Consider the following 21,300-nt stretch of genomic DNA (forward strand, 5'->3'; position numbering starts at 1 on the left):
GGAGGATTGCCATCGCTTGTCTTGTTGGTTAAAACGTGATTGTAAAAAAATCTGCTGTTTCTACTTTCGAACCTTTGCATAATATACAAAAAACAATCTGGATATGTAAAATAGTGAATTTTTAGGTGCTTCACCACAAAATGCACTTGACAAAGAGAGATGACCATGATAAAAGACCAAAACAGTGTTTTTCTATTTAAGCAACATGATGATCATGTTTGTCTTTAAAAGTCAAGTACATCTTTTGATGAAGAACCCATTTTGATTCATAAAAAATTCATATTATTATGAATTTTTATTCATAGTATGAAATGTTCGTTTGTTTACCGTGAGAAATGTAAGAGAATCGACAAAATGGAAACAGGGGATGCCTTTGTTCCTGTAACACAACGTTACAACATAGAAACAATTGTTTTTCGTTTTCCCTTTGTTACAACCGAGCGCCATTCCCTTTACTTTTGCCCTCAGGCGCGGTTTAGTAATAGTAGATGGAGGCACCAACAAGGCGATGGCGCTGCTGCAATCAGCAGAGCTGGGCTCAAACGGTCGGACTGCTGTCCTTTCCGATCGTTTCCGTCTTCCGTCCCAGCAGTCGATACATTTCTTTCGCCAGCCGCTCAAGCAAGTAGACGACCGGAAGCTGGGTGGTGACATTGGTTTGCCCGATCCGCTCCGGTGTGGCGTAGTACGTCAAGTTGTAGTCCGAGATGTTCGCGAGTGTGCAATGTTTCCGGTTGGTGATGCTGATGATTGTGCCGCCGTTTTCCTTGAACCGGTGCACTTGGGCAAGCGTATAGGACGTCTCTCCGGACACCGACAAGGCGATGACGGCGCAGTTGTGGAAGTAATGGCCGTAAATTGGAAAAAACGGATCTTTGATGTAGACGGAAAACTTTTGAAAGGCGGAAAAATAGCGCGAGCCGTATTCGGCCAAAATGCCGGAGCTGCCCGATCCGACGAAAATGACGTGATCCGCCCGGGCGATCGCGGCTGCCGCATCCAGAATGGTCCGCTCGTAATCGGCGGTCAGCGTCCGTTCGAAAAATTCCCTTAATGTCTCTTGACTGCTGATGATCGCGGTTTGCTTTGTCTCGCGCAAATACAGCTTCCATTTCGCTTTAAATTCACTGAACCCTTCGCATCCGACCTTTTTGCAAAAGCGAAGCACGGTCGGCGGCGAGACGTGGACGGCTTCGGCGAGTTCACGAATGCGCATGTACGCGACTTCATTTGGATGCTTCATCACATAGTCGTAAATGGCGTAGTCGAGCTCGGAAAACTGGGCGATTTGTTCAGGAGTGAACATCGGGACACCTCGCTTTCATGGGACGGAACGTGCGATAGCTGGGAAAGGATGGCGCTTTTAAGCCCACTGATTGATTCCTACATTGATTATACCATGCCCAACAGGGCGAAAGGGGAAGAGGAATATGGATAAACGATTGAAAATGGCGACGATTGGCGGCGGGTCGAGCTACACGCCGGAATTGGTCGAAGGGTTGATCAAGCGTTATCATGAATTGCCGGTCGGGGAATTGTGGCTTGTCGATGTTCCGAAAGGCAAAGAAAAACTCGAAATCGTCGGCGCACTGGCCAAGCGGATGGTCGAAAAAGCCGGTGTGCCGATTGAGGTTCATTTAACGCTCGACCGCCGTCGGGCGCTTGACGGGGCGGATTTTGTGACGACGCAGTTTCGCGTCGGTGGGCTCGAGGCGCGGGCGAAAGACGAGCGCATCCCGCTCAAATACGGGGTGATCGGCCAGGAGACAAACGGCCCGGGTGGCTTGTTTAAAGGGCTGCGCACCATTCCGGTTATTCTCGACATCATCCGCGACATGGAAGAGCTGTGCCCGGATGCGTGGCTGATCAATTTCACCAATCCGGCTGGGATGGTGACGGAAGCCGTTTTGCGCTATACGAAGCAAGAAAAAGTCGTCGGCTTGTGCAACGTGCCGATCGGCATGCGCATGGGCGTCGCCAAGCTGCTTGGCGTTGAGGCGGACCGCGTGCACATCGATTTTGCCGGCTTGAACCATATGGTGTTTGGCTTGCACGTCTACTTGGACGGCAAAGAGGTGACAGAACGGGTGATCGACCTCATCGCCAACCCGGATCGTTCCGGCGTAACGATGAAAAACATCGTCGACCTCGGCTGGGAGCCCGATTTCTTAAAAGGATTGAAGGTGCTGCCGTGCCCGTATCATCGGTACTATTTCCAAACAGCCAAAATGCTTGCCGAAGAGCTTGAAGCGGCGAAAACGAAAGGGACGCGCGCCGAGGTCGTGCAGCAGCTTGAAAAAGAGCTGTTCGAGCTGTACAAAGATCCGAACTTGGCCATCAAGCCGCCGCAACTCGAACAGCGCGGCGGGGCGTACTACAGCGACGCCGCGTGCAGCTTGATCAGCTCGATTTACAATGACAAGCGGGACATCCAGCCGGTCAACACGAGAAACAACGGCGCTATTGCCAGCATTCCGGCAGAATCGGCGGTCGAGGTCAATTGCGTCATCACGAAAGACGGCCCGAAACCGATCGCCATCGGCGATTTGCCGGTCGCGGTGCGCGGGCTCGTCCAGCAAATCAAATCGTTCGAGCGCGTCGCGGCGGAAGCGGCGGTGACCGGCGACTACCGAACGGCGCTCGTTGCCATGACGATCAACCCGCTTGTGCCGTCTGACACCATCGCCAAACAAATGTTGGACGAAATGTTGGAAGCGCATAAAGAATACTTGCCGCAGTTTTTCAAACAAACCAAAACAGCGGCTGGGAACTAGGCCGCTTAGGAACAGCCGCCGGCGGCAGGCGGCTTGGTCATGAAATACGACAGAAGCATTCTTCCGATTGTTACGGGACATTTTTGATCTGCTGCGGATTGGCCAGTGTCGGATGTTTTTGTTTGGTTGTCAATTTATGTTTTATCGTTGTTGGCAGAAGCATTACGCGCGCGCCTGATCCATCATTCCATGGATGGAGAAAAGCAACCGTGCATGCGGTTGCTTTTTGCGCTTAGTACAGGATTGATTGCTACGGTAAGAAGTGTTGTTGCGTGGCTAGATTATTTCGCTTTTAATGCACGAATCTCATTTTCTTGTTCAAGCGAGCGAAATGCAAGTGATTGGAGAACGAGCTCTTGCCGCGCTTGGCTGGCGATAACATTGTCTAGTTTTCGTAGCGCTTCAGCGAGGGTTTGTTTTATTGCTGGGATTTCATTGATGGTTTCTAACGTTTCCATCACTGCTTGTTTAATAAACGGAATATCTGCCACATCATCTTTCGTCGCCATCCGCTGTTCGATGCTGGCAATATCGTCTTTTGTCGCCATCGTTTGCTCGATCTGGCTGATGCGTTTGTCCATGGCGGCAATATCATCTTTTGTCGCCATCGTTTGTTCGATCTGGCTGATGCGTTTGTCCACGGCGGCAATATCGTCTTTTGTCGCCATCGTTTGCTCGATCTGGCTGATGCGTTTGTCCATGGCGGCAATATCATCTTTTGTCGCCATCGTTTGCTCGATCTGGCTGATGCGTTTGTCCATGGCGGCAATATCATCTTTTGTCGCCATCGTTTGCTCAATATGACTGGCGCGACTTTCTAATGCTCGAATATCATCTTTCAACGCAGCCACATCGTCTTTCGTTGCCATATTCGCCCGCAAAAAAGCCAGCTCATCAAAAATACGTTCTAACAACTGCTCCATCATCTTCACCTCCTTTTTTCCGTTTCTATTATATCATTATTCGACAAAAAGAAGCAGGATCGAAAGGAAAATATGATCAAAAATTTTTTTGAATTTTTTCTTAAGGTACATATGAATTTTTTACATAAAAGGGCATCATTTATATACGTCGAGAAGAAGAGGAGAAGAGCGATGTGAGGCCGCGGCAGGCGGGAAGAAGGGAGAGACGCGGCATCCATTTCTTTTTTCTAGGCTAGCATCCCGACGTTCGTGTACAATGGCGGTAGGAGGGATCACGATGCGCGATTGGTGGAAACGGCTGTTTTACGGGGGCGGCATCGCCGCGCTCTTTGCAAGCGCTTCCTTCACCGTCTATTGCGCTTGGAATGTGTATGCGTATCCGCGACTCGAAAAAGAACAGGTTCGGGAAAACGCGAACGAGGCGTATCATTTTGTGCTTGTGCCCGAGGAGCTCGACAATGATTACTGGCGGCTTGTGGAAAAAGGAGCGAAAGCAGCGGCGAAGGAACTCGGCGTGGACCTCGAATACATCGGCCCGCGGCAGGCGAACATTGATGAGCATTTGCGCATTTTGAAAAAAGCCGCGGCGGCGAAAGTGGACGGAATCATCACTCAAGGGTTGACGAAAGCGGATTTTGTCCCCGTGATTGATGAGATCGCGGACAAAGGGATTCCGGTTGTGACGGTCGACACCGATGCCCCGACGAGCCGGCGCGCCGCGTATGTGGGCACCGACAACTACTATGCTGGATTTATTGCCGGGCGGGCGCTTGTCGAGGATACGCGCGGGGCTGTCAATGTCGCGATCATCACCGGCAGTTTGACGGCGGCGCATCAACAGCTGCGGGTGCAGGGGTTTCAAGATGCGGTCAAACGGGAAAAGCGAATTCGCATCGTTGCCGTGGAAGAGTCGCACATTACGCGTGTGCAAGCCGCCGAAAAGGCGTATATGATTTTGAAAAAGCACCCGGATGTGAATGCGTTTTACGGCACGAGCGCGCTTGATGCGATCGGCATCGCCAAGGTCGTCGAGCAGTTTCATCGGGAGAACAAGACGTACATTATCGGTTTTGATACGCTGCCGGAGACGATCCGGTACTTGCAAAAGGGGACGATCGCGGCGACCGTTGTGCAGGAGCCGTATGAAATGGGATACAGGGCGGTCAACATGATGGCCGAAATCGTGGCCGGCAGAGACGTGCCGAAGGTGACGAATACGGAGACGAAAGTGATTCGGAAACAAGATTTGCCGCTGCGCCCGGCGCGCAATTACGAGGTCAACACGCCATGAAGGCGCCTGTTCATCCGGACGCCGGGAGGGGATGAAGGCGAGGGAAGGCTGGCCGGCGTCCGGCGTGCTTGTTGTCACGCGCACCGATCAAGAAGCGATGAAAGCGGACAAAGGTTGGCGGACGCCGCTGGACGATGACCGGTGGCCGCATTTGGGAAACTCATACGGCTTGAAGCGGCGGGGCGATGCAACAAAGCGCTGGTGGCAGCGGGGTGGAATTGAGATGAACATTCGGACGAAGATGCTCGTTTGTTTTACCGTGTTTTTGCTTTTGCTGAACGGAGCGGTGTTTCTTTTGCACCAGACGAGCGAAGAGATGATGAACGATTATGATCAACGGATGCGCCGGTTGCTCATGCTCAATGAGGTGTCGCAGCGGACGAATCGAATGACTGAGCAGCTGAATGCATATGTGTCCGAAAAAGAAGGGCGATATGCGCGCGCGTATGAGCAGGAATACCGTTGGCTGCAGCAGCACAGCCGGCAGCTGGACGGATTTTTGCCCGTGCTGTCTGATCGCTTGGCGGCGGAAAACTATGAACATATGATCGAAAGTGTATTAGAAGAGGCGGCGCTCACTTTCTATCATTTTCAAGCTGGAAATATTGGCTTGTACTCGTCCCACTTGCATGAAACGATGAACATTGCGTCCTTTTTGCAAGAGGAAACGCTGAACTTGATTGATGATGAGTTGACGGCCTACCAGCGGCGGTACGATGAAGTGGAACGGCGCAACCGCTATTTCCGTTATATGGGGATGGGATTGTTTGTCACAACGTTGCTGCTTGGCGCCTTGCTGGCGGTGTTCTTCTCCGGCCACTTGACAAAGCCGATCAGTCTCCTCTCGCGCGCTGCCCGGGCGATCGCTGACGGACGTCTGGATGGGCCGGATGTGGAGCCGACGACGAATGACGAACTGCGGCTGCTGACGATGACGTTTAATGACATGCGCCGCAATTTAAAGCGGCTGATTGCCGAAATGAAACAAAAGGCTGAGCTCGACCGGCTCGTGAAGGAGCTGGAGCTCAAAAGCTTGCAAAGCCAAATCAATCCGCATTTTTTATTCAATACGCTGAACACGGTGGCGAAGATGGCGTACTTAGAAGACGCGCAGCAGACGTCGCGGCTGATTGAAGCGGTGGCGGCCATTTTGCGCTACAACTTGGGCGATTTGCAGCGGACGGTGACGCTTGCCGATGAGGTGCGCATCGCCCGTGAATATTTCTTCATCCAGCAGACGCGGTTTTTTGATCGGATCAAGTTTTCGTTAGAGGCGGAACCATCTTGCCTCGATCAACCGATTCCGCCGCTTACGCTGCAGCCGCTCATTGAAAATGCGTTCATCCATGGCATTGAGACGTACGAGCAGGGAGCCGAGCTGTCCGTGTCCGTTTTCGCTGAAAACAGGCGGATCGTCGTCGAAGTGCGCGACAATGGCGTGGGCATGGATGAGCAGATGAAAGCGGAGCTTGAGGCGTTGATCCGCGGCGAAGAACCGCCGGCCCGCCGCGAGCAAGGGCGCGGCCATTCGACCGGCATCGGCTTGCGCAATGTCATTCGCCGGCTGCAGCTGTTTTACGGGGTGATGGATGTGGCTGAAATCGAGTCTGCGCCAGGAAACGGAACGACGGTGCGGTTATGGCTGCCAAGATGGCATGGGGGGATGAACGGTGAAAGTGGCGATCGTCGATGATGAGGCGTTGGAGCGAAAAGCGCTTTGCAAAATGATCAACAACCACCTTCCGGACATTGAGGTGGTCGCCGAGGGCGCCAACGGCCGCGAGGCCATTGACATTGCCAAGCAATATTGTCCGGATGTGATGCTGATCGACATCAAAATGCCCGGTCTTGATGGGCTGCAAGCCATCGAAGCGATTCGCCAAGACGGATTGGATCTTGAGTTCATTATTGTGTCGGCGTTTGATTTGTTCGACTATGCGAAACAAGCGATGCGGTTTGGCGTCAAGGAATATATATTGAAACCGAGCCGGAAGGAAGAGGTCATTTCCGCCCTAGAACGCATCGGCCAAGATGTGGCGGCCAAGCGGCGGCATGCGGAGCAGATGCGCTGGCTGCAGACATTGATGGAAAGCGAATGGCTGTCCGTCCTTATGACAGAAGACGTATCGGCTGATGAGTGGGAGCGGTGGCAAGAGCTGCTGCCGTTTTCGATTGCGTCGGGGATGTTCCTCGTCATTCAGTTCCCAGATGCAGGGGTGACTGACGAATGGAAATCATGGCTGGACAAGCAGCTTAGCGGGAAGGCGCCAACGCGCTATTGGATCGGGCGGATGGCGAACCGGCGGCTGCCGGTCTTGTTGTTTCGCAGCCCAAACGATGGCGAGCCGGCTTGGAAGCCCATCATCCAGGCATTGGCGCTTGATTTGGCGCGGCAGTTTTCGGCCCGGTACGGTGCCGCGCTGTATATCGGGCTCGGCTCCCCGTTTTCCCGTCTTGACCAACTTCGTTCCTCATACTATGAGGCGCTGTCGGCCGCTCATTATTACGCCGACCGGCAAAAAGCGCAAGTCGGCTTTCTGCCGGCGGAAGCGGCGCGCGCCGGCGGGGAAGCGGAACGGGATAAACAGCTGTTTGAAGCGCTGCGCCTTGGCGACATCGAGCAAGCCCGGATGATTTGTCTGACGTATATAGAGGAACTGGCCTCTTCTCATTCACTGTTGGCCGCCGGTCGCAAAGCGGAAGAGACCTTTGTGTGGCTCGGGCGTCTTCTATCGGAGCTGGGCATTCGTTATGAGCGGCTCGCTTCCTTTGCCTCCTGCCGATCGGCGGCCGAATTGAAGCGCTTGGTGCTTGAGGAACTGAATCGCATCGCCGCAGATCTCGAGGTTTGGCGACAGCAGCAAGCCCACGGCAAACTCGGCAAAGCGAAAGATTACATCGACCGTCATTACGCCGAACCGCTGACGCTTGAGGAAGTGGCCGAACATGCCGGGATGAGTCCGTACTACTTCAGCAAACTGTTCAAAGAGCATTTCGGCATCACCTTTATCGACTACGTAACGAACGTGCGCATCGAACGGGCGAAAGAAGCGCTTGCTGAGACGGATCAAAGCTTAAAAGAAATTTGTTTTTCGGTCGGCTACAACGACCCCAACTATTTTAGCCGCGTCTTTAAAAAACAGACTGGCTTATCGCCGAGCGAATATCGGAAAAAAGTGCAGGCGCGCTGACAAAGGGAGTGCTGTCTTCACAACAGGCAAGGTGGAGATGGGTCAAAAGGCAAACCGGCAACGTCTCGCAAATGAAACAGATTGCCCCGCCTCCATCTACACCTTCCGCAAAGCCCGCCCCCGGATGGGGAGACGGGCTTTTTTTGCGCCATGAAAGCGAAATGGCTGTCCGCTGCGCTGCTTACGAGGAGAACGGAAAACAAAAAAGTGAAGAAAAACGCAAAAAAGTGAAGAAATCAAGCCGCCGATTGGTGAACGGCGCATGGTACACTCAGTGTTGAAAGGGGTTTCAAAAACAAAAGGCAAAGGGGGAGAATCATGAGAAAGAAAGCATCCGCATGGCTGGCGTTGGCGCTTGGAGTCGGGATGGCGCTCTCAGGCTGCAGCAGCTCGAACTCTTCATCCGATAACGCCAAACAAGGCAGCCAAAAAGCGGGAGAGAAACTCGAGATTTTCAGCTGGTGGACCGGAGCCGGCGAGGAAGACGGCTTAAAAGCGCTCATCAAACTGTTCCAAGAAAAATATCCGGATATTCAAGTCGAAAACGCCGCGGTCGCCGGCGGGGCCGGAACGAACGCCAAGGCGGTCTTGGCGAGCCGCATGCAAGGGAACGACCCGCCATCAACGTTCCAAGTGCACGGCGGAGCGGAGCTCAATGAAGGCTGGGTGGCAGCTGGCAAAATGGAGCCGCTCAACGATTTATATGAAAAAGAAGGCTGGATGGACAAATTCCCGAAAGCGTTGATCGATATGGTAAGCAAAGACGGCAACATTTACTCCGTGCCGGTCAACATTCACCGGGGCAACGTGCTCTGGTACAACAAAAAAATCTTCGCCGACAACGGACTAAAGCCGCCGAAAACGTTCGACGAGTTTTTCCAAGTGGCGGACAAGCTGAAAGCAAAAGGCATTACGCCGCTCGCCTTGGGCGACAAAGAGCCGTGGGCGGCGACGCACCTGTTTGAAAACGTGCTGCTTGGCACGCTCGGAACGGAAAACTACAAAAAGCTTTGGACGGGCGAATTGTCGTTTAACGATCCACAAGTGAAACAAGCCGTCGAGACGTTTAAGAAAATGCTTGGCTATATTAACGAAGACCATAGCTCGCGCAACTGGCAAGACGCCGCCCAGCTCGTTGCCGAAGGAAAAGCGGCCATGTACGTGATGGGAGACTGGGTGAAAGGCTATTTTGTCAACGATTTGAAATTGAAGGTGAACGAAGACTTCGGCTATGTGCCGGTGCCGAATACGGAAGGCAAGTTTATGGTTATCACTGATACGTTCGGCCTGCCGAAAGGCGTGAAAAACCCGGACGATGTGAAGAAATTTTTAGCGGTGCTTGGTTCGGTGGAAGGGCAAGATGCGTTCAACCCGCTGAAAGGCTCCATCCCGGCCCGCATCGACGCGGATCCGTCCAAGTACGATGAATACGGCAAACAAACGATGCAAGACTTCAAAACAGCAGAGCTGGCGCCGAGCTTAGCGCACGGTTCCGCAGCGCCGGAAGGGTTTGTCACGAAGGTCAATCAGGCCGTCAACATTTTCGTGACGCAAAAAGATGTGAAGACGTTCATCGATACGCTGGCTTCAGCGGCAGCAGAACTGAAGAAGTAATCGGGAAAAGGGGACGGGAGCCATTCTCTTCCCCTTTTCGTCATCATGAGGAGGGATCGTAGTGGAAACGGTCAACGTCACAACGACGGAGAAGGCAACGGCAGTCCCGGTGGTGCGGAAAAAACGAAAATGGACGGCCGATCATTGGCTGGCCGCGGCGTTTTTGGCGCCGTCTGTCGTTCTCATTTTCTTATTTGTGTATGGGTTTATCGGCTGGACGGGGTATGTATCCGTGAGCAACTGGAACTCCCTTGTGCCGGATTGGTCGTTTGCCGGGTTGAAAAACTATGTGTATTTGTTTCATGATTTCCGCTTTCAAGCCGACTTGCGCAATACGCTTGTGTTTACGGTGCTGTTTATCGCCGCCGTCATCGTGCTCGGTCAACTGCTTGCCATTTTGCTTGACCAAAAGCTGCGCGGCGAGTCGCTGTTCCGCAATATTTTCTTTTTCCCGATGGCCTTGTCCTTTGTCGTCACCGGGGTCGTGTGGCAATGGTTGTTCAATCCGTCAACGGGCGTGAATCTATTTTTAAAACCGCTTGGCCTTGATGGAAAATGGTATACGGATACGAACATCCTTGGCGGATTCCATTGGGGCAAAATCGAATTTGGCGTTCCCGTGGCCATCATTGCCGTTGTCGTGGCGGCCGTTTGGCAAATGACCGGATTTGCGGTGGCGATGTATCTCGCCGGCCTGCGCGCCATTCCGGATGAGGTGCGGGAAGCGGCGCGGATGGACGGGGCGACGGAGTTTCAGTTGTATTGGAAAATCATTTTGCCGCTGCTGCGGCCGATCACCGTCAGCGTCATCATCATCATGGCCCATATTTCGCTCAAAATTTTCGATTTGATTTACGCCATGACCGGGCCGGGGGCGAACTTTGTCACCGATGTGCCGGGCGTGTACATGTTTGAAACGACGTTCCGCGGCAACTATTACGCGAACGGCGCGGCGATTGCGATCGTGATGCTGCTGTCGGTTGCCATCTTTATCGTGCCGTATCTTATCTCAAGCCGGAAGGGGGGATCGTGATGGCAAAGTCGTTATGGGCCCGTCCGTTTTTATATGTGCTCGCTGTCGCCATGAGCGTGTTTTTCCTCATGCCGGTGTATGTCATGGTCGCCACAAGCTTGAAGCCGCTTGATGAAGTGACACTGGCTGATATGTGGAAACTGCCGTCGACGATCGATTGGAGCAGCTACGCCACGGCCTTTGACAAGCTCGCCCCGAACTTTTGGAATTCGATTTTGCTCGTCGTGCCGGCGACGCTCTTATCCGCCCTGCTTGGGGCGCTCAACGGCTACGTGCTGTCGAAATGGAAGTTTAAAGGAGCGGATACGCTCTTTACGCTTATTTTGTTCGGCATGTTCATCCCGTATCAAAGCATTCTTATTCCGCTCATCCAGTTTTTGCGCGAAATCGGGCTGTACAACACGATCCCGGGGCTCGTGTTCGTTCATGTCGTCTACGGCATTCCGATTACGACGCTCATGTTCCGCAATTTTTACGCCGCGATACCGGATGAGATGATCGAATCAGCGAAAATCGACGGCGCGGGGTTTGTCCGCATTTTTCGTTATATTATGCTGCCGCTGTCGATCACCGGGTTTGTCGTCGTGGCGATCTGGCAGTTTACGAACATTTGGAACGAGTTTTTGTTCGCGGTGACGATCACGACATCGGACAAACAGCCGATCATGGTCGCCTTGCAAAATTTATCGGGAAGCCAAATCGTGCAGTGGAACGTGCAAATGGCAGGCGCCTTGCTCGCGGCGCTGCCGACGTTGCTGGTGTACATTTTCCTCGGCAAATATTTCGTCCGCGGCTTGCTTGCCGGATCGGTGAAGGGGTGAACAGGCGAAAAACGGAAGACGTCTCCGTTGGGGGCTGGCCCAAAAAGATGTTTGCCTTCAAGGTGGGATCAAAATGAAAAGAGCAGTGTGTATATAGGGGTGAAAGGGGCCGGATCGTTTTGGGCCCCTATTGTATTTTGTCTGGTAGAATCATTTCATTACTAATGATCTCTTCGCTGCATCATTGGGCATCACTCTTCTTCCTTATTCTCCGCCCATGCAGCAGTCGCTCAATGCCCTCATGTATGATACTTCTCTTCCATACATCCCGCTTGCCAGCTGATGGATCGATTAGGACAGCGATGGGGAATGTTGACGATCATGCAAAAGCGTGGTAAGATAACACAAAACATACTATTCATATTTATTTACTATGAATTTAGGATGTGTGAAGGGGGAGAGAGCCGTTGATTCGATTCCAATATATTGAGAGCGGAGGGGAACGTTTGGCCGTTTCGATTCACAATCCAGCTATGTCCGTTGATCATGATGATTTACCTGTTGTCGTCATTTGCCATGGGTTTATCGGCACGAGGGTCGGCGTCGATCGATTGTTTGTCCAAGCGGCGGAACGATTTGCGTCGGCGGGAATCGGAGTCGTCCGTTTTGATTATGTTGGTTGTGGGGAGAGCAGTGGAGAATATGGAAACAACCGATTTGATGATTTCGTTCGGCAAACGAGAGATGTCATTCATACAGTCGCGCAATTTCCATCGTTCCAGCGCCGGCCGCTTGTGCTTTTGGGCCATAGTTTGGGAGGAGCAGTGGCGACGGTCACCGCGGCATTGGATCGGCGAGTCGAACGCTTGGTGCTTTGGGCGCCTGTGGCCTATCCCTATCAAGATATCGTCCGCATTGCCACACAGGGGCGAGGGCAAGTTGAGGAAGAAACGGTGGAGCACCGCGGATATGTATTTCCCCCTTCCTTTTTTGCATCGCTTGCTTATGCGAATCCGCTGAAGTCGGCAGAACAGTTTTCGGGTGATGTTCTGTTGGTTCATGGCACGGCTGATCGCGATATTCCTGTCGCATATGCGGATGTATATCGGGAGGCGTTTGGAAAACGGCGTGATTCACGATTTCTGAGCCATGTCATCCCAGAAGCCGACCATACGTTTTCCTCGATCTCGGCAAGGTGCCAACTATTCGACATCACGGCTGATTGGCTTTCTCAACGTCCAAATCGTGAGCAGGAGGGAGAACAGAATGACCAAGGCCAAACGTTGGCCGAAACAGGCCATTTTTCATTAAAGACGGGACAAAACATGTAAACATGGCGAGGGGTGATCGAAAACGAGCATGCGTTTTTCGATCACCCCTTCTTTCATGAACCGATGGAGTATCATGAGCTCTTTGTCCGAACTCCAATGGAACGGAAAGCGGCAGCGGGATGGTGGCTAGGCAACCGCGCTCCGCCCCCGAACAGCTTCTCCCGCATGGTTCCGGGGGTGTAGGCGGTTTTGTATAAACCGCGTCGTTGCAGGATGGGAACAACATATTCAATAAAATCGTCCAAATCCTTGGGTGTGACGAGGTGGGTGAGATTGAATCCATTCACCCCCGAGCGTCGGGCCCGTTCTTCAATCGCATCAGCGACTTGTGTCGGGTTTCCAATGATGACGGACTCTCGTGTCAGCGTTCCGGCTTTTTGTAACGCCTCGCCGATCGTGAGCCGCTTTGCGGCGTCTTTTGTTAACGAAGCGGCTTTGTAATGTCCGTGATCCGTGGTGCGGAACAAAAACGGTTCATCGGAGGGCTTTGTTTCATATTCAGCCAAGTCATAGCCGCTCGCCCCGCTGAATTGGGCTTTGGCGGCATCGGCGCTCCAAAGGCGGCGCAATTGTTCAAATTTGGCTTCCGCCTCCTCTGACGTTTTGCCCACGATGACGGTTAAAAAGGTGAAAAATTTGAGTTGCTCGGGATCACGCCCGTATTGTTCCGCTTGGCGGCGAATGTCTTCGATGTAGGCTTGCAATCGTTCGGGAGACGGAGCGCCGACGAACACACATTCCGCATGTTTGGCTGCGAATGCCCTCCCACGTTCGGATGAACCAGCTTGGTACAACACAGGTGTGCGTTGTGGGGAAGGCTCGCATAAATGCGGACCTTCGACCGAGAAGAAAGCACCGCAGTGGTGGATTGGATGAATTTTAGCCGGATCAATGAGCATTCCTGCTCCCCGGTCTTCGACAAAGGCGTCCTCTTCCCAGCTTCCTTCCCACAACTTATACGTTACTTCCAAAAACTCATCCGCGATCTCATACCGCTGATCATGAGCGATCATTCTCTCCAATCCAAAGTTTTTGGCCGCATTGGGCAAATACGAGGTGACGATATTCCACGCCATGCGGCCATCTGTCAGATGGTCAAGCGTGGAAAATCGCCTGGCGATATGAAACGGATGTTCATAAGTCGTGCTTGCCGTTAATACGAACGAAAGATGATTAGTGACGCTTGCCATAACAGGAATGACCAAGGAAGCATCGTTTAATGGAAACTGCATTCCATCACGAATCGATGGGGCTGGGCTTTGGCGATAAGTGTCGTATACCCCGAGAACATCAGCGAAAAAAACAGCGTCAAACAGCCCGGCTTCCAGCCGCTTCGCCATTTCCACCCAGTAGTAAAGTTCTTTGTAGCGGCGGTGTCGTTCGCTGTCGGGATGTTTCCATAGACCATGGGCGTTGTGCATTGCACTTGCCATCTCAAAGGCATTGAATAGTAAAGGACGATCCATGGGTCGTCTCCTCCTTTCCACATCGGCGGCTCGCTGCGGTGAGAGCCGCTGATGGGATGGTTACTGTTTTTTGAACCAATCAGGCCATACGTATCCTTTGTATTTTGGATCCTCTTTGATCAGTTTTGCAAATTCTTTCGATCGGTAGGCGGCGATCAAATCATTGACGAACGGTTTGTCTTTGTCTTCGGGACGGATAGTGACGACGATCAAATAGTAATCCGGTGTTTTTTCCAAGGCGACGGCTTCGGTTAATTTCAAGCCGGATGACAGGGCATAGTTGCCATTGATGAGCGCGTAGTCGACGTCCCCCAGCGCTCTTGGAAGCTGGGCCGGATCGAGCGGCTTGAGGACGACTTTTTTATAAAACTGGGCGATGTCATTCTCCGACGCTTTTGTCGGCTCCACGCCCGGTTTCAGTTTGAGAATGCCAAGCTGTTCGAGCATCGTTAATGCCCGCGCTTCATTGACGGGTTCATTCGGCAACGCGATCGTTGTGCCATCTTTGATTTCATCTAAAGAAGAATGTTTTTTAGAATACAAACCTATAGGAACAGTAGGAATAGAAATCAATGGATGCAACTGCATATGATGGGTGTGGGCAAAATTTTCTAAATACATTGAGTTTTGGAAGACATTGACATCAATGGACTTTTGATGAAGTGCGATATTCGGCTGCACATAGTCATTGAATTCCACCAGTTTCACGTTGTATCCTTTTTTCTCTAAATACGGTTGAATCGCTTCCCGAATTTGATCGCTGTAGGGGCCGGCGGTGGCGCCGATCGTAATGGTTTTCTTTTCCTCTTGCGCCGAGGAAGAGGATGACGAGCATCCTGCTGTGCCGGCTAGCAGCAATATGATGAGGGTGAATAAAAATGAAAGACGCTTCATCAGACCAATCCTCCTTTGGAAATCAGGTTTGAAGCATGTCTATAGCGTGCAGCGTCCAGACGGCGCTTACCGCTTATCCATCCAGCGGGCGACGGAATCGCCGGCCAATTGGACGATTTGCACTAAGCAGAGAAGAACGATAATCGTTGTGATCATGACGGTGTTGTCGTATCGATAATACCCAAAGCGAATGGCTAGATCCCCCACACCTCCGCCTCCGACGATGCCGGCCATCGCGGAGTAGCTGATCAAGCTGATGGCTGTAATCGTCAGTCCGTGGATGATGCCAGGAAGCGCATCGGATAAAAGGACGTCTTTGATGATCATCCATGGAGTAGCTCCGACAGCAGTGGCCGCTTCAATCACCCCCTTATCCACTTCCCGCAAAGAAGTTTCGACGATGCGGGCAAAAAATGGGGTGGCGGCCACGGACAGCGAGACGGCCGCCGCTGTTGGCCCAATCGTTGTGCCGACCAGCAGTTTTGTCAGCGGCAGCAAGGCGACTAGCAAAATGATAAAGGGAATCGAACGCACCATATTGACAAGAAATCCTAAAACGGTTTGCAGTGGCTTATTTTCCCAAAACAGGCCGCGGTCGGTGACGAATAAGAGTACACCAAGCGGCAGACCGGCGATGATGGCTGCCAACAAAGCAATGCCCACCATGTACAACGTATCCCAAAACGCTTTGATGAGTTCTGGAATCAATGTATCAAGCGGCACGATCGATCACCTCCACTCCTTTCGTCCGCTCCGCCACATAGTGGATGGCGCGTTCCACTTCTTCTTTCTCCCCGTTCAGTTCCAACAGCAGCACGCCAAGCGGCGTGTCATTGATATATTCAATTTTTCCGTGCAAAATATTGGCGCGCACGCGAAAGGTTTGAAGAGTGTCGGAGAGAATGGCTTGTTCAGCGGCCGGACCTTGAAACAAGACTCTTACCAATGTACCGCTTCGTGCTTGCCACAACCGCTCAGGCACGTCTAAGCGCAATATGTGTTCGACAAATGATCGTGTTAATGGATGCTGCGGCTGGGTGAACAAATCGTACACGCGCCCGATTTCGACAATTTGGCCGTTTTGCATGACGGCGACGCGGTCGCAAATCTCTTTAATGACTTCCATCTCATGTGTAATCACGACGACGGTAATGCCGAGCTCCCGGTTGATTTGCTTGAGAAGCTGCAAAATGGAAGAGGTTGTGGCTGGATCGAGAGCCGATGTGGCCTCATCGCACAATAGAACAGATGGATTGTTGGCCAAGGCGCGGGCGATGCCGACGCGTTGTTTTTGGCCCCCGCTTAATTGAGACGGATAAGCGTCCCGTTTATCAGACAATCCGACCAGCTCGAGCAATTCATGGACACGAGCCTCGATTTCAGCTCTTGTTTTGCCTGCTGCTTTCAAGGCGAAGGCAATGTTTTCAAACACCGTTTTGGATCGGATTAAGCAAAATTGCTGAAAAATCATTCCGATTTTCAACCGCGCTTCACGCAAGGCTTCTCCGGACAAGGAAGTGATGTCCGTGCCCTCTACAATGATGCGGCCGGATGTGGGGCGTTCCAACAAATTGATGCACCGGAGCAAGGTGCTTTTTCCCGCTCCGCTATGGCCGATAATGCCGAAGATTTCCCCACTTTCGATCTGCAAGGACACATGGTCGACGCCGACCACTTTCGTACGATGGAGGGTGTAGATTTTGGTCACTTGTTGAATGTCAATCATGCCGTTCCTCCTTTCAACGAACGGGTGATGGATGGTTGCCGGTGTTGTGAACGATTGCAGCGCCATTCGGAATGGCATGCGATGCAAACAATTCTACGACCGCATCTTCCATCGGTGGATTGTGCAACCCCGCCCGCACATCACGATAGTATTGTTGCAGCGGATTGGAGCGTTGCAAACTTTTCGCTCCGGCGATGCGCATGGCTAAATCGACGACACGGTTGGCGCTGTTTAACGCAATGTATTTGGCTAATGCTAATTCTCGGTCCATGGCTGAACGTTTTTCTGGAATGGCGTCCCATCTTTCGGCGGTAAAATAAAGCACGTGACGGGCTTTCCACAGTTCCATGTCCATTTCCGCTATTTTCTGTCGAACATGCGGCAGATGAATGATCGGTTCGGATACGCTGTTCGGCTGATAGTGCGAAGCAAACGAAATGGCGTAATTTCGGGCTGCGATGGCAGCCCCTAAGTAGCAGGCGGGAATGTGCAAAAGCCAAGCACGGCTCCCCCCGCCTTTGACGAACTCTAATTGATCGAGTTCGACTAACGCATCGGCAGGCAGTTCGACATGGTCGAAAATGACGTCATCGCTTCGTGTCCCCCGCATGGCGATCATGTCCCACGTTTTTTCAATGCGAATCCCGCTGCTTCGATGATCGACGAGGAAAAACCCGACTTTCCCCGTATCGGCAATGACGGCTGTGACCAATGAGTAGTCCAACGCTTCCGCCATGGAGGCAAATGATTTTCTCCCCGTCAGAATCCATTTGCCATCGCGTTTCACGGCGGTTGTAATCGGTTTTCCTCCTCGAGTCGGGCTTCCTGTTGCTTCTTCAGTGGCAAGTCGATTGATGACGGCTTTTCGTTTCACAATTTCCTCGCAAAGCCACGCAAACGTGCGCGCATTCCATGTGCGGCGTTCCCGAATATCGTACACAAGACCTAAATGCCAGCCTGCGCACAATCCGGTGGAAGCATCGCCTTGGCTTAGGCGCTCTTGCACGAGGATCAGTTCGTATAAAGACAATGATTGTCCTCCATATTCTTCTGGAACGGTTAGGGCTAAATAATGGGTCTCTTTCAAAAGCTGGAAATGTTCAAATGGGAACGCTCCTTCCTCATCGATGTGCCGCATGTTCGGACGGAATTGTTCCGCAAGCATAGAGGCTTGCTGCAACAGTTGTTCGTGGCGTTCTGTTTTGACAAACAATCGGGACAAATCATTCGCTAAGTTGGGAATCAGATCAGGAAACACCAATCAAATCACTCCTTATACACGGATCGGATTGGGCATGGGCAGTTCTAGATGGTCTCGCAATGTGGTTCCTTCATAGTCGCGGCGAAATAACCCGCGCTTTTGCAAAATCGGAATCACATGCTCGACAAACAGCAGCAGTCCATGCGGATAGTACGGAAACATAAGATTAAACCCGTCCGCTGCCCCTTGGCGAAACCACTGTTCAAGTTGATCCGCTACTTGTTCAGGCGTTCCCATGATGGTAAAGTGCCCTCGCGCTCCGGCGATTCGCTCGTACAATTGGCGGATGGTCAAGCGTTCGCGGCGCGCTAGATCGATGATAAGCTGGCGCCGGCTTTGATTCCCGTTTGTTTCAGGAATGTCGTCGGGAAGCGGATCATCGAGTGAATAGCCTGAAAAGTCGATGCCCCCTAAGTAGTCGGATAAGAATGCCAACCCGACCTCCGGCTTGATTAACGTTTGCAATTGTTCATATTGCTCTTGCGCTTCCCGTTCCGTTCGTCCGATGTAAGGCGCTACGCCCGGCATGATCAACAGATGGTCAGGATCGCGTCCGCTCCGTGCGGCTTCCTGTTTCACCGTTTGGTAAAAACGTTGGGCGTCAGCCAACGTCGATTGAGCAGTGAACACGACTTCCGCAACACGGGCGGCGAAACGGACGCCGTCTTTTGAAGAACCGGCTTGAATCAAGACGGGCTTTCCTTGCGGCGATCGCGACGAATTCAGCGGTCCGCGCACGGAAAAATAGGTTCCACGGTAATGTAAGGGCCGCCATTTTTCCGTTTGCACGTAGATTCCCGTTGACGGATCACGAATCAGCGCTTCGTCATCCCAACTGTCCCACAACCCATTGACGACATCGACGAATTCGCGCGCCCGCTCGTAGCGCAGGTGATGTTCCAAATGAGCGGTTTGGCTGAAATTGTATGCTTCTTCCTCATAATAAGACGTGACGATATTCCAGGCGGCTCGCCCGCGGCTAATATGGTCGAGCGAGGAAAATTTCCGCGCGATGTGAAATGGCTCGTTGTATGTGGTCGAAGCTGTGCCGGCCAACCCGATCCGGCTGGTCACGGCTGCTAAAGCAGCGAGCAATGTGAACGGCTCGAGCCGGACGATCTCGGCAGGGTGAGACAACGGCTCAATGGCGAGCCCGTCGCTGACAAACAGCATGTCCAGCTTCCCTTGTTCCGCGATTTCCGCAAGACGGCGAAAAAACGCGAAATCTTCGCACCATTCCGGCCGCACATCGGGGTGCCGCCATGCGGCGATATGATGACCGACGCCCATGAGGAACAGTCCAAGCTTGATTTGTCGTCGTTTCATGTGGCTCAGCCCCTTTACTTGTTTGTTGGTTTCCAGACAACGTTTTCTATGGACACGTGTTTTTCAATGAAACCGATCGCGCGCAAGTCGTCTGCTTCTTGCTGCAAGTCGCGAACCGCTTGAGGGTCGATCCAGTAGACAGTAGATTGTCGTTTTTTCAACACGTGAATCCATGTGTCGACAGGCAAATTCGTGGCTTCATGAAGCAGCTGTGCAGCTTCTGTCGGATCGCGGCGGATTTGTTCTCCTGACTTCTGCAATGCTTGGACGAATTGACGAACGATATCCGGATGGCTGTCCGTCATAGCAGGTGAGCTGAAATAAAAGGTGCGATAGGGAACGATGCCCGTTCCATCTTTTAATAATGTATGTCCTTTGCTTTCAGCTACGGATAAAAAAGGATCCCAGACAACCCATGCGTCGACTTCTCCTTTTTCTAAAGCCAAGCTGTATTGTGTGTTTGCTGTTTTTCATGGCTGCAGCCCGACAAAACCCATAAGAATAAGAAAAGCAACAATGTTGCCAGTCGACGGTTGCCTCTCAACTTCCGCCCCCCCTGTCAATGATGAAACAACTTCGCCTGCTGAAGCTTCTCCCGAACAAGCGGAATCACAGAGGCTCCCACTTGCTCAATCGTTTCCAAATGCGGAAACCCACGCAGCAATACATAATCAAAGCCAAGATCGATGAATTCAATAAGCCGGTCGGCAATTTGATCAGCGGTGCCGACAAGGGCGATGGAATTGCCCGACAACACTTGTGTGAGCCCGGCCCATAAGTTTGGGCCGATTTGGAAGCGCCGTTTTGCGCTTGTTTTCATCAATTCGTGCAGCCGCCTTGCGCCAACCGAATCGCCTTTTTCAATCAGTTCATCTTTTTTTTGCTTCGCCGATTCGGATAGATGGCTGACCAACGCATCCGCTCGTTCCCATGCTTCTTGTTCGGTTTCCCCCAGCACGACTTGAAAGGAGATGCTGTATCGGAGCGTTCGGCCGTAATCAGCTGCTTTTTGTTTCATTTCTTCGATTCGCTCTTTCATTCGTTCGAATGTCTCTCCCCACATCATGTACACATCTGCCACTTGCGCCGCCACTTCCTTGGCGATGTCTGAGGCGCCTCCAAAATAGATCGGCGGGCGCTGTGCCGGCTTAGGAAACAGCGAGGCGTTTTCAAGACGGTAAAACCGCCCCACGTGCGTGACGGAAGGGAGCGTAAACAGCTGTTTCAACAAATGAATGTATTCTCTCGTCCGCTCATATCGCGCATCATGGTCAAGAAAGTCTCCTTCAGCGGCCAGTTCGACTGGCGAGCCCCCTGTGACAATATTGGGGAGAGCCCGGCCATTCGTCCAAAAATCAATGGTCGCCAATTGTTTGGCGAAAATCGCAGGGGAGGTGGCGCCAGGACGTACGGCGAACAGAAGGCGCAATTTCGTTGTTCTCGCCGCCAAATACGCAGCGATAGCCAATGAATCGAGGCAGCCTGCGCCGGTCGGCAGCAGCAGCGTGGAAAAGCCATACGTTTCCGCTGCTCTTGCAATTTTTTCAATATACTCGACTGTCGGCGGGCGTTCCGGGTTCTCATCTGTTCCGGTCCAGCTGTTCAACGCTGTCGAATTGTTGCCGAGTCCGACCCATGTGCTGTCCCCAGATGTGGGGGCCATTGTAATAAATTCGACCATCGTGTTTCCTCCTTATATGATTGGAATG

The 21,300-nt window shown here is 52.3% G+C and carries 17 protein-coding genes and 1 pseudogene; 8 read left to right on the top strand and 10 right to left on the bottom strand.

The features are described from left to right. Positions 1-538: 538 nt before the first annotated feature. Positions 539-1,306 carry a MurR/RpiR family transcriptional regulator gene (locus B9L19_RS01530; protein WP_025949192.1) on the bottom strand — a complete coding sequence of 256 codons (768 nt, stop codon included), beginning with the start codon at positions 1,304-1,306 and terminating at the stop codon, positions 539-541. Between the two features lie 124 nt (positions 1,307-1,430). Here B9L19_RS01530 and B9L19_RS01535 point away from each other — a divergent pair, with 124 nt between their 5' ends. After that, on the top strand, positions 1,431-2,774 hold the full coding sequence (locus B9L19_RS01535; RefSeq protein ID WP_025949191.1) for a 6-phospho-beta-glucosidase: 1,344 nt from the start codon (positions 1,431-1,433) through the stop codon (positions 2,772-2,774). 281 nt (positions 2,775-3,055) lie between these two features. Here B9L19_RS01535 and B9L19_RS01540 read toward each other — a convergent pair whose 3' ends face one another. Further along, complete coding sequence (locus B9L19_RS01540) at positions 3,056-3,697, bottom strand: hypothetical protein (protein ID WP_047752549.1); 642 nt, start codon at positions 3,695-3,697, stop codon at positions 3,056-3,058. Between the two features lie 277 nt (positions 3,698-3,974). Between B9L19_RS01540 and B9L19_RS01545 the strand changes: the two genes are divergently transcribed. The 7 genes from B9L19_RS01545 (at position 3,975) to B9L19_RS01575 (ending at position 12,918) form a co-directional block, all read left to right on the top strand. Beyond that, positions 3,975-4,988 (top strand): sugar-binding protein, encoded by a 1,014-nt coding sequence (locus B9L19_RS01545; protein ID WP_025949188.1) that lies wholly within the window; start codon positions 3,975-3,977, stop codon positions 4,986-4,988. A gap of 223 nt (positions 4,989-5,211) precedes the next feature. Then, positions 5,212-6,681, top strand: coding sequence for a sensor histidine kinase (locus tag B9L19_RS01550; protein ID WP_025949187.1), 1,470 nt, complete (start codon positions 5,212-5,214; stop codon positions 6,679-6,681). Next, positions 6,659-8,179, top strand: a complete 1,521-nt coding sequence (locus tag B9L19_RS01555) for a response regulator transcription factor (protein ID WP_025949186.1) — start codon at positions 6,659-6,661, stop codon at positions 8,177-8,179. Before B9L19_RS01550 ends, B9L19_RS01555 begins: the two co-directional genes overlap by 23 nt. Before the next feature lie 318 nt (positions 8,180-8,497). After that, on the top strand, positions 8,498-9,793 hold the full coding sequence (locus B9L19_RS01560; RefSeq protein ID WP_025949185.1) for an ABC transporter substrate-binding protein: 1,296 nt from the start codon (positions 8,498-8,500) through the stop codon (positions 9,791-9,793). A 61-nt stretch (positions 9,794-9,854) separates the two neighbouring features. Next, complete coding sequence (locus B9L19_RS01565) at positions 9,855-10,826, top strand: carbohydrate ABC transporter permease (protein WP_025949184.1); 972 nt, start codon at positions 9,855-9,857, stop codon at positions 10,824-10,826. Next, a complete protein-coding gene (locus B9L19_RS01570) occupies positions 10,826-11,647 on the top strand; it encodes a carbohydrate ABC transporter permease (RefSeq protein ID WP_025949183.1) in 822 nt (273 codons plus the stop codon). The genes B9L19_RS01565 and B9L19_RS01570 overlap by 1 nt, the downstream gene beginning before the upstream one ends. 407 nt (positions 11,648-12,054) lie before the next feature. Then, positions 12,055-12,918, top strand: a complete 864-nt coding sequence (locus tag B9L19_RS01575; RefSeq protein ID WP_025949182.1) for an alpha/beta hydrolase family protein — start codon at positions 12,055-12,057, stop codon at positions 12,916-12,918. A 71-nt stretch (positions 12,919-12,989) separates the two neighbouring features. On the opposite strand, the gene B9L19_RS01580 is transcribed toward B9L19_RS01575, so the two are convergent. The 8 genes and pseudogenes from B9L19_RS01580 to B9L19_RS01615 all read right to left on the bottom strand — a co-directional run bounded on the left by B9L19_RS01580 (position 12,990) and on the right by B9L19_RS01615 (position 21,272). Beyond that, positions 12,990-14,384, bottom strand: coding sequence for an LLM class flavin-dependent oxidoreductase (locus B9L19_RS01580; RefSeq protein WP_025949181.1), 1,395 nt, complete (start codon positions 14,382-14,384; stop codon positions 12,990-12,992). Between the two features lie 60 nt (positions 14,385-14,444). Beyond that, on the bottom strand, positions 14,445-15,278 hold the full coding sequence (locus tag B9L19_RS01585; RefSeq protein ID WP_025949180.1) for a MetQ/NlpA family ABC transporter substrate-binding protein: 834 nt from the start codon (positions 15,276-15,278) through the stop codon (positions 14,445-14,447). A 66-nt stretch (positions 15,279-15,344) separates the two neighbouring features. Then, positions 15,345-16,001 carry a methionine ABC transporter permease gene (locus B9L19_RS01590; RefSeq protein ID WP_025949179.1) on the bottom strand — a complete coding sequence of 219 codons (657 nt, stop codon included), beginning with the start codon at positions 15,999-16,001 and terminating at the stop codon, positions 15,345-15,347. Then, positions 15,991-17,004: a methionine ABC transporter ATP-binding protein gene (locus B9L19_RS01595; protein ID WP_025949178.1), complete on the bottom strand. Its 1,014-nt coding sequence runs from the start codon at positions 17,002-17,004 to the stop codon at positions 15,991-15,993. Before B9L19_RS01595 ends, B9L19_RS01590 begins: the two co-directional genes overlap by 11 nt. A 13-nt stretch (positions 17,005-17,017) precedes the next feature. After that, positions 17,018-18,265: an acyl-CoA dehydrogenase family protein gene (locus tag B9L19_RS01600; protein ID WP_025949177.1), complete on the bottom strand. Its 1,248-nt coding sequence runs from the start codon at positions 18,263-18,265 to the stop codon at positions 17,018-17,020. A gap of 12 nt (positions 18,266-18,277) precedes the next feature. Then, entirely contained in the window at positions 18,278-19,591 is a 1,314-nt protein-coding gene (locus B9L19_RS01605) for an LLM class flavin-dependent oxidoreductase (RefSeq protein ID WP_025949176.1), read from the bottom strand. Between the two features lie 14 nt (positions 19,592-19,605). After that, positions 19,606-20,040 (bottom strand): annotated as a pseudogene (locus B9L19_RS01610) (ABC transporter substrate-binding protein); the annotation flags it as partial. 110 nt (positions 20,041-20,150) lie between these two features. Continuing rightward, the gene (locus tag B9L19_RS01615; protein ID WP_025949174.1) at positions 20,151-21,272 is read right to left on the bottom strand and encodes an LLM class flavin-dependent oxidoreductase; all 1,122 of its coding nucleotides are present in this window, start codon (positions 21,270-21,272) and stop codon (positions 20,151-20,153) included. Between the last annotated feature and the right edge of the window lie 28 nt (positions 21,273-21,300).

This window comes from Geobacillus thermocatenulatus, assembly GCF_002217655.1.
Taxonomy (GTDB): domain Bacteria; phylum Bacillota; class Bacilli; order Bacillales; family Anoxybacillaceae; genus Geobacillus; species Geobacillus thermocatenulatus.